This window comes from uncultured Romboutsia sp., from assembly GCF_958366745.1.
Taxonomy (GTDB): domain Bacteria; phylum Bacillota; class Clostridia; order Peptostreptococcales; family Peptostreptococcaceae; genus Romboutsia; species Romboutsia timonensis.
Genome location: NZ_CATXCO010000076.1, coordinates 1 through 9,802 on the forward strand (window position 1 = coordinate 1; position 9,802 = coordinate 9,802).

Consider the following 9,802-nt stretch of genomic DNA (forward strand, 5'->3'; position numbering starts at 1 on the left):
ATAATCCAATTAAAGGTAAGTATGCTTATAATTTAATTATGAAGGGTTAGGAAAAACTTTTAAGTATAGATAATCCTCTTAGGTTTATATTCTCACATTCTGCGTTAATGGAAGACTGGGATAATCAAAATGTTTTCAAAATATGTACGTTGAAGGAATGTAAAGGCACTTATATAAGTAGAAGACAAGAAATTGGGTCGTGGACTTAGACTTTGTGTAAACCAAGAAGGAGAAAGAAATGAATCTTACTCAAAACTCGTGTCCGGGCTACAAAGTAAAATAGAAAGAGATACTAATATTAGATTATGAAATTAAAGATGCTACTAAAAAGAAAAAGGTTCAGCTTAATAAGTCTATTCTATTTTAGAGAGTGAAGAGTTTATAGCTCTATGGAATAAAATAAAATCAAAAACTATTTATTATTTAGAATTTGATAGTAAAGAATTAATTAGAAAGTCCATAGAAGATATAAAAAATATGCCTAGAATAAATTCACCTAGAATGTTTTCTTCAAAGAATACGATAGACAAAATGGCAATGGAAACAGGCCTAGAAGAAAAATCTAAAATAAAGTGTGCTAAAAAGCATTTTAAAGCTCTTGGTTAAAAAGTTGAATTTATGGCACCAGAAAGCAACCCTGATGAATTTATGGAAAAAGCTAGATATATATTTGCTTAAAGTGTCTAATGCAATTGGATCTAATATTTCTACAGAAATTATACGAACTATAAAATTAATTTATCTATTCAAAGTTTGACTTAATGGCTTAATATTCGGGGTTTATAAAAATATACCATTAAATTTTATACGTTTATATACGAATATTAATCAAAAACGCTCAAATATATTTTAGTTGATGATTATTAAAAAGAAAATACAATAAAAATACTAAGCGTTGATAATAATATAGAAATTGTATAGGTAGAAACATTATAAGGTGGGTTTAAAGTTAATTTAGAATAATTAAGTGAAATAGAAAAATAAATTTTATAATTAAATTACTGAAAATAATTAAAAAATTTAAAAGATATGTAAATATTAAAATTTATAATAAAAACAAATCTGTATGTAAAAATGAATATGCATGCGGATTTGTTTTTTTATTATAAATAAATTGTAATTATAAAAAATAATAAATACGCATGCATATATAATAACGAAAGAAGAGAGCTATAGCATGCAATTTTCTATTATATAGAACTATCCTTTAAATGTATATTTAGGGTATAGTTAGTATTAAAATAAGCCACTTTCGTATAAAACCTATATTTTATAGCTAAATTACAAATTATATAAAAAATCAATTATGCATGCATATTTTATATTTTTATATATGATTTTATAAATTATTTTTTTATAATTTATTAATCATATTTAATTAATTTAAATTAATTAAAATCATTTATCAAACCTTAAATAATAAATCTAATCAAAACCAAAATTTATTAATTATATTCAATTTCTAAATCTTAATCTGATATCTTAAGAATCTTTTATCTATATGCATGCATATTCATTTAAATTGCATTATATAAATTAAGCTTCTTATTTCATCTATAATCTTTGCCTTATAGCTTTACAAATATATCAAACTATCCATTAAATAAATCATACGTTTCAATATTTAAGGGATAGTTGAAATGAATGTTTATATGTGTTATTTTATAAATATGAAAAATTTTAGGAGATAATTTATATGGATGATAAAAAAATTATAAAAATACATAATAAATCAGATAAACCAGATAACATCGTATTTAAAGAGAATGTCTTAATAGAAAGATGTATAAAAGTAGAAAATAAACTACCTAAGTTTATGAAAGATTATTTTATCTATCTAAAAGGATCTGTAGCAACCTCTACTCGACTTGCTTATTTAGAGGATATTCACTTCTTTTGTGTTTATCTAACAGAAACAAAAGATATAACAAGTGCAGATAAACCTTTTGATATTACATTAGAAGATTTTAAAAAAATAAAGGCTAGGGATGTTAATTTATTTTTAGGTGACTATTGTAGTAGATATTATAAACATACTGAGAAAAGTACTTTAATATTTGAGAATAATAGTCGTGCATTAGCTAGAAAAAAATCATCACTATCTACTCTATTTAAATTTTTATATAGGAATGATCAACTAGATAACAACATAACAGATGGGTTTAACCCTATTAAGCTTCCTAAGCCTCAACCAGACGCTATAAAGCGACTTGAGATTGATGAAGTTGCAAAAATGTTAGATGCTGTTGATACTGGTTACGGTTTAACAGACAAAGAAAAAGTTTATTGGAGAAAAACTAGGCTTCGTGATAAAGCTATCTTAGCATTATTTGTTACCTATGGTCTTAGATTAAATGAGCTTCGAGAATTGAATATTTCATCTTTTAATTTTTCTAGAGGTGAATTTAAAATTTATAGAAAAAGAGGTAAAGAAGTTTTAATGCCAATTAACCATACCTGTGAATCTGTTGTAAAAGATTACATATTAAATGAAAGGCCTCAAAGTGAACTTTTAGAAGAAGAATATAAGGATACCCTATTTTTATCTCTTCAACGTAAGAGAATGGATCCTAAGGCTATCAGACAACTTGTAAAGAAATATACATCTATTTCCATGGAAACATCAAGAGAAAGCGGTTATAGCCCTCATAAATTAAGAGCTACTGCAGCAACTTCTCTAATTCAAAGTGGATTTTCTATATACGATGTTCAAAATTTACTAGATCATGATAATGTAACAACAACACAGCTTTATGCTGCACATAAAAAGCATGTTAAAAGAGATATTGTTAATAATTTTGAATGGATTGATGAAGATAAAGAAGATGAAAATAAAGATTTAAATATTTAAAAAATGTTATTTTATACATTCAAGAACAAACGTTTGTATAAATATATTCATTGTGTTACAATATAATTATAAATTAAAATTAGAAAGGATAGCTTTTATGTATTTAGATTTAAGCCCAAAGCAAATATTGATACTAGAGTTTATCAAGGAACAAATTGCACTTAAAGGATATCCACCTTCAGTTAGAGAAACATGTGAAGCTGTTGGTTTAAAGTCTACATCTACCGTACACTCACATTTAAATAAACTTGAAAAATATGGATATATAAGAAGAGATGCAACAAAGCCTAGAGCTATTGAAGTCTTAGATGGAAACAAAACAACATTTAATCATGAAGTACTTAACCTACCATTAGTTGGTCAAGTAACTGCTGGACAACCAATATTAGCTGAAGAAAATGTTGAAGAATATATCCCATTCCCTGCTAATTTTATAAAGGGTAATGATAACTTTGTATTAAAAATTAAAGGTGACAGTATGATGAATGCAGGTATTTTAAACGGAGATTACGTAATAGTAGATAGAAAAAATACTTCATCTAATGGACAAATAGTTGTTGCCCTTATCCATAAAGAATATGCTACTGTAAAAAGATTTTTTAGTGAAGATAATAATATGATACGACTTCAACCAGAAAATGATTTTATGGATCCCATAATGTTAAATTGCAAAGATGTTGAGGTTATAGGAATAGTTACTGGGGTATTTAGAGTTATAAAATAAAAAAGATAAGGTTTCATTTCCTTATCTTTTTTTATTTCTATATGTTTTATAAAGTGATTTAATTAAGCTAATTCTAAAGCTATCTCCATCATTTTAGTAAATGCTACTTGTCTTTCATGCGATGTTGTTTCTTCTCCAGTTAGAGGACAATCTGAAATAGTAAGTATCGTTAAAGCATTAACCCCAGCTCTAGCTGCATTCATATACAGAGCTGCTGCTTCCATTTCAACACAAAGAACACCCATCTTTTGCCATTTAGCTAAATTATCTAATCCTGCATCACTATAGAATACATCACTTGAAAGAATATTCCCAACTGCTACCTTTGTTCCTTGTTCTTTTGCAACTTCAACAGCTTTTTGCATTAATTCATAACTAGCTATTGGAGCAAAAGTTCCAGGTAAATTATATTGTGAAGCATAGTTTGAATCTGTACATGCTCCCATACCTATAACTATATCGTGTAGTTTTAAATCTTTGTTTATAGCTCCAGCTGAACCTACTCTTATTAAGTTCTTAACATTATAAAAATGTATAAGCTCATAAGAGTATATTCCTATAGATGGTATACCCATACCTGATCCTTGAACAGATATTCTTTTTCCTTTATAGTATCCTGTATATCCAAACATCCCTCTTACAGTGTTATATTGCACTACATCTTCTAAAAAAGTTTCCGCTATAAATTTAGCTCTTAATGGGTCTCCTGGTAATAAAACCGTTTCTGCTATATCACCTAATTTTGCATTGTTGTGTGGTGTTGGTGTGCTCATTTATTCTGCCTCCTAATTTTGTTATTGTATGTACATATAATTAATGTATTCCCAAATAAATGATTATTAATTCATTTTTTGGTACCTATAGTAGTATACTATAAGTAAGATTATATTTTCTATACTATAAATGGAAATTTTTTATATGGAGGGATATTTTATCAAAAATAATCAGAAGCTTTCTATATTAATACTAATACCCATGTTAATCCTATCATTTATACTTACTTTCAAGTCTAAACCTATTGATAACAATGCAAAATCTACTATTTATAATTATATAGAATGCATTAATAAAAAAGATCTAGCTTCAATTTCAAAATTAGTTACAAAAGATAAAATTTCAGATTTAAAATTACAAATTGATAATATAAAAAGTATACATTTAATAAAAATTGAAGAAGAAACAGATATGAATTTAGTAAGTGATTACCTAAAAGATAACCCTCTACATGATAAAAACTTAAAAATCTTTAAAATAAACTATAGTGTTAATTATGAAAATGAAACAGATAGCAAAACTTATGAAAGTTTATGTTCATTAATTACTGACCAATCCGGTGAGTGGTTAATTAATGATTTTAATATAGAATTATCTAAAAAGTAGCTTAATTAGTTTAAGCTGCTTTTAAATTTATATATACGTTGTACTTATCATATTTATAATACTAATCTCATACATTTATTTATAGTTAATTTATAATGAATAAAAAATTTTACAATTGGTTGGTGAATTTAATTGAGATTATTGCGTACTTATAAAAAAAGTATAAAGATTGAAGCTCTTACTAGTATCTTTTTACTGATTGCAACTATATTTGCTTTATTTATTTATAACACTCCTCTAAAAAATATGTACGACTATATATTAAATGACATATACATAGTAAATGAATTTTCAATACATATGTTTATAAATGAATTTTTAATGTCTATATTCTTTTTAGTTGCAGGTTTAGAAATAAAGTCTGAAATATTATATGGTAATCTATCATCATTAAAAAAAGCTTCTTTTCCAGTCTTTGCATCTATAGGAGGTGTAATTGTTCCTGCATTAATATTTATATTAATAAATAAAAATAGCCAATTTTTAAGCGGATTTTGCATTCCTATATCTACAGATATTGCATTTGCAGTAGGTATATTTATTTTATTTTCTAATAAGTTCAATCCTGCTCTTAAAGTATTTTTATTATCTTTAGCTGTTGTTGATGACCTAATATCTATAGCTTTTATAGCCATCGTATATTCTTTAGATATAAACTTTACATATTTGATAATTTCATTTGCGATTTTTATAACTTTAATTATAGCTAATAAATTATTTAAAATAGAAAGTATTATCTATTATCTTATATGTGGACTTTGTTTATGGTATTTTGTACATTTAAGTGGATTACATTCTACAATAAGTGGAATCATATTAGCTATTACTATCCCATCAAAATCTTATACGTGTAGAAAAAGTACATTAGATAGATTACAATGTATATTAGTACCTATAAATAGTCTATTTATTATACCGTTATTTGCTTTTGTAAACACTGGAATATCACTTACATATAATATTGATTTAAGTAGTGCTAAACCACTTTATATGGGAATAATATTAGGACTTAGTGTAGGTAAACCTCTAGGTATTATGCTATTTTGTTATTTAGGAGATTTATTTAAGTTTACAGAAAAACCTAAAAATATAAGTTGGTTAGCTATATTTTTTGTATCACTTATTGCTGGAATTGGATTTACCATGTCTATATTCATATCAGAACTAGCATTTATTCATAATCTAACACTTGTAAATATAGCTAAAATGGCAATACTTATTTCTGCATCTATATCTATAGCGGCAAGCTTCTTAACAATAAGTATTTACATATATGTATGTAAGTTAAAAAATAAAACTACAAGATTAACTAATAAATATTTAATATCTTAAAAAATAGTATTCTTTATAAAAAATTCTAAATTGTAATTGCATGTAATTAAGTATTTACTTTATAAAATAAAGTTTTTATCATTTTAATTTTATTTTATAAAGTAAAATGCCATTTCTCCAGGTGGGCTGGGTTTAAAAAATAAAGTTACTGATACTGAAATAAGTAACCAAGTTTTACATATTATTACCTTGGCTACTTACTTATTATAAGTATAATTTAGTCTCTATTCTTCTATCATAATCTGACCAAGTATCTTCTTTAGTGTTTTCTTTAATTTGTTCTATTTTATTCATTGTAGCGTCTACAGTGTCTGCATAATTTAATATAAATGACTCTTCCATATTACAAGCTTTAGGAGATCCATACTCTAATTTACCATGATGTTGAGTTATGCACCCTTTAATACGTCTTATAAAGTCCTCACTAAATGGATAATCTATTTCATTTAAAGCTTTATCGATCATCTGAACTCCAATTACAATATGACCTTCTAACTCACCTTGAAGTGTATACTTAAATGGTCCTTTATAATCTAATTCATAAAGCTTTCCAATATCATGAAGTTTTGCACTTAAAACAGCCACTTCTCTTCTTTTACAGTTATATCTATCACAAAGTACTTTTGTTAAATACATTACATTTAAAGTATGTTCAGCAAGTCCTCCTATATAATTATGATGCATTGAAACTCCACCGATACCATGTTTAAATTCCTCTAAGAATTTTTCATCATTAAAAAAGTAATCATTTAGAATCTTTCCTTCTTCAGAAATTATGCACTCATTTGTTATTTCTTCGATATCAAACATAATATCATTTATAGGTCTTTTTACAGATGGTAGGTAGTCCTCTAAATTAAAATCTTTTACGTATTCAAAATCTGAAATATCAATTGTACCCTCTATACTATCCTCTACTTCTATAACTTCTCCCATATTAAGATTGTGTTTAACTGATAACTTACCTTTTTTATATCCATTTTTATTACTTAATAGATATACTTGTTTATTTCCGTCTTTATATAGCTTTTTCATAATCATAAACTTTGTATATGAATTTTTATTTTCAGACATAATGCTGCACTCCGTTTATTTTTATTTAGCTAATGTATTGAATTTATTATATGCTGAATTTGTACTTATCATAAGTTAATATTAAAAATAAAAGAAGCTATCCCTTAAAGAGATAACTTCTTTATTTTTAATATTAATTAAATTATAATAGCTTTTCTTTCCATTCATCTACTTTAAATCCTATAACTACATTTTTACCATCATAAGCTATAGGTCTTTTTATAAGCATTCCGTCACTTGATAATATATCTAAAAGCTTTTCATCTGATTCAGTTTTTACGATATCTTTTAAACCAAGTTCTCTATATTTTACACCACTAGTGTTAAAAAACTTTTTAAGTTCATATCCACTTACTTCATACATTTCTTTTAGTTCTTCTTTACTTGGTGGATTTTTAACTATTTCTATATTTTCAAATTCTAAATTATTTTCCTCAAGCCAAGCCTTGGCCTTTCTTACGCTAGATCATTTTGAATATCCATAAAATTTTATCATCTTTATCATCCTTTCTATTATATATCTATATACCCTAAAATAAATAATCTAATCTAATTTATTCCAAGGTACAACTTCGACTTCTCCAAACCATCTTTCTTTAAGTCTATTCGAGTACTCACCTTTATAGCCTATAAAAGAAAGAACTATAAGCTCAATATACTTTGTCCCTATTTGGATTATATTCCACATATCTTCTACTGTTAAATTAGCTCTATTATCTTTTCTAACTGGGTGAACTATCTTATTTCTAAAATATATTACAAGGTCTACTCCATCATCAAACTTACCTCTTATCCAATCATCAAATAATTCAAGCTCATCACTTCCATGAGGTATATTACAAGCATTTAAAACCAATTTAATATTTTTAGAAGCATTATTTTGATCAAATTGCTCATCGTCTAATAAACCTTCTTTTTCTACAAGAATTATATATGAAAGAGCTTCTAAGGCAATTTGAATCGATATTATATTATTTTCTAAGGTTATATCTCCAAGTGATTCTATATACCAATCTATAACATGTTTTATAGCTGGTCCATAATAACCATCCTCTAATTTATTACACATAAGTGACAAATACTTTTCTATATTATGATGATTTGAAATAGTGTCTGTCCAAGTTGGAACAAATCTAAAAGGTGTAACTATATTTTCTATCCATAGTCTATATGTATTATTATTATTTTTATATCCCTTAGCAAGACATATGCCTATATACCTACCACACATAAAACTAAGTGCTGTAGATATTCTATCTAAGCAATTTATAATACTATTAGTTTTAAAAGGTCTATTATCTTTTCGCCTAATGCGACCTATATGAGTTATCAGGAAACCTGATTTAGATTTTAGTTCATCATTAAGCTCTCTTCTATAATCATATCTTTTATCTATAGTAATATGAAAATCACCTATATCAAACTCTATTCTGCCTGCAAATAATTTATCAACATGCTTTATCAAATCACCTGGAAACTTATCTAAATTAACTATATTAAAATCAACATAATCTACAAAAGAATTTTTCGATTTTATATGATTGTCATTTATATAACCCTCCATATTAAAATCATTTCTAGCATTTATAGTTATTGAGATTGGTTTATATCCATACATCTCAAGTATTGCATTGTCATAATCTAATTCTAAATCAACATCCTCGTCTTCAACGAATAGTATCTGTGCTTTAAAATTTATAGATATGGGAGGAGTCATTTTGTAATAGATTATACCACTACATCTATATTTTCTGTCTAAGTAAATACAGAAACGTCCTTCATAAATGCTTATATCTTCATCTATTTTGTACCTTAAATATTCAGAAGATATTGCATTTTTAATTACTTTAGCCATTTACCCACCCCTGTAATATTATAGTATATATTATTATATCATAATAAGTAGTTTAATATATAGATTTAAATTTTTAATATTATGGTATATAATTAATAAAATATGAAAATAAGAGGTGAATGACTTGATAACTATAATATCTCCTGCAACTACTATGAATTTTGATAAAGATAGTAATTTAGAAAACTCTTCTAATCCAGTATTTAAAGAAGACGTAAATTATCTTATAAGTATACTAAAAGAACTAAATATAAAAGAAATAAGTAATTTAATGAATTTAAGTGAAGATTTATCTAAATTAAATTATGATAGATATCAAAACTTATTAGATTCTAATAATAAAAAGCTTCAAAGTATACTTGCTTTTGACGGAGAAGTATTTAATTCTATGAATACTTCAGATTTTAATGAATATGATTTTAACTTTGCAAATGACCATCTAAGGATTTTATCTGGTTTATATGGAATATTATCCCCTTTAGATTTAATAGAGCCTTACAGGCTTGAAATGAAAGCTAAACTTGAAAATAAAAATGGAAAGGATTTATATAAGTTCTGGAAAAATAAAATAACAGATTACATCATT

The 9,802-nt window shown here is 25.6% G+C and carries 9 protein-coding genes and 2 pseudogenes; 7 read left to right on the forward strand and 4 right to left on the reverse strand.

The features are described from left to right. The 4 genes and pseudogenes from Q5F54_RS13230 to lexA all read left to right on the forward strand — a co-directional run. Positions 1 to 237 (forward strand): annotated as a pseudogene (locus Q5F54_RS13230) (hypothetical protein); the annotation flags it as partial. Positions 238 to 477: 240 nt separating this feature from the next. Next, complete coding sequence (locus Q5F54_RS06750) at positions 478 to 606, forward strand: hypothetical protein (protein ID WP_281538292.1); 129 nt, start codon at positions 478 to 480, stop codon at positions 604 to 606. Between the two features lie 1,090 nt (positions 607 to 1,696). Then, complete coding sequence (locus Q5F54_RS06755; RefSeq protein WP_302334134.1) at positions 1,697 to 2,851, forward strand: tyrosine-type recombinase/integrase; 1,155 nt, start codon at positions 1,697 to 1,699, stop codon at positions 2,849 to 2,851. Between the two features lie 97 nt (positions 2,852 to 2,948). Further along, the gene (lexA, locus tag Q5F54_RS06760) at positions 2,949 to 3,575 is read left to right on the forward strand and encodes a transcriptional repressor LexA (protein ID WP_281537729.1); all 627 of its coding nucleotides are present in this window, start codon (positions 2,949 to 2,951) and stop codon (positions 3,573 to 3,575) included. 62 nt (positions 3,576 to 3,637) lie between these two features. Here lexA and deoD read toward each other — a convergent pair whose 3' ends face one another. Beyond that, positions 3,638 to 4,348 (reverse strand): purine-nucleoside phosphorylase, encoded by a 711-nt coding sequence (gene deoD, locus Q5F54_RS06765; RefSeq protein WP_281537730.1) that lies wholly within the window; start codon positions 4,346 to 4,348, stop codon positions 3,638 to 3,640. A 145-nt stretch (positions 4,349 to 4,493) separates the two neighbouring features. On the opposite strand from deoD, the gene Q5F54_RS06770 reads away from it, so the two are divergent. Then, positions 4,494 to 4,955 carry a DUF4829 domain-containing protein gene (locus Q5F54_RS06770; protein WP_071120415.1) on the forward strand — a complete coding sequence of 154 codons (462 nt, stop codon included), beginning with the start codon at positions 4,494 to 4,496 and terminating at the stop codon, positions 4,953 to 4,955. A gap of 132 nt (positions 4,956 to 5,087) precedes the next feature. After that, positions 5,088 to 6,287: a Na+/H+ antiporter NhaA gene (gene nhaA, locus Q5F54_RS06775; protein ID WP_302334135.1), complete on the forward strand. Its 1,200-nt coding sequence runs from the start codon at positions 5,088 to 5,090 to the stop codon at positions 6,285 to 6,287. A gap of 204 nt (positions 6,288 to 6,491) precedes the next feature. On the opposite strand, the gene Q5F54_RS06780 is transcribed toward nhaA, so the two are convergent. The 3 genes and pseudogenes from Q5F54_RS06780 to Q5F54_RS06790 form a co-directional block, all read right to left on the reverse strand. Next, positions 6,492 to 7,361, reverse strand: a complete 870-nt coding sequence (locus Q5F54_RS06780) for an HD domain-containing protein (RefSeq protein ID WP_281537731.1) — start codon at positions 7,359 to 7,361, stop codon at positions 6,492 to 6,494. A 142-nt stretch (positions 7,362 to 7,503) separates the two neighbouring features. Then, a pseudogene (locus tag Q5F54_RS06785) lies at positions 7,504 to 7,815 on the reverse strand (Spx/MgsR family RNA polymerase-binding regulatory protein); the annotation flags it as partial. A gap of 90 nt (positions 7,816 to 7,905) precedes the next feature. Continuing rightward, entirely contained in the window at positions 7,906 to 9,216 is a 1,311-nt protein-coding gene (locus tag Q5F54_RS06790) for a hypothetical protein (protein ID WP_288526307.1), read from the reverse strand. 124 nt (positions 9,217 to 9,340) lie between these two features. Between Q5F54_RS06790 and Q5F54_RS06795 the strand changes: the two genes are divergently transcribed. Further along, a partial coding sequence (locus tag Q5F54_RS06795; RefSeq protein ID WP_302334136.1) for a YaaA family protein occupies positions 9,341 to 9,802 on the forward strand: 462 nt, incomplete at its 3' end.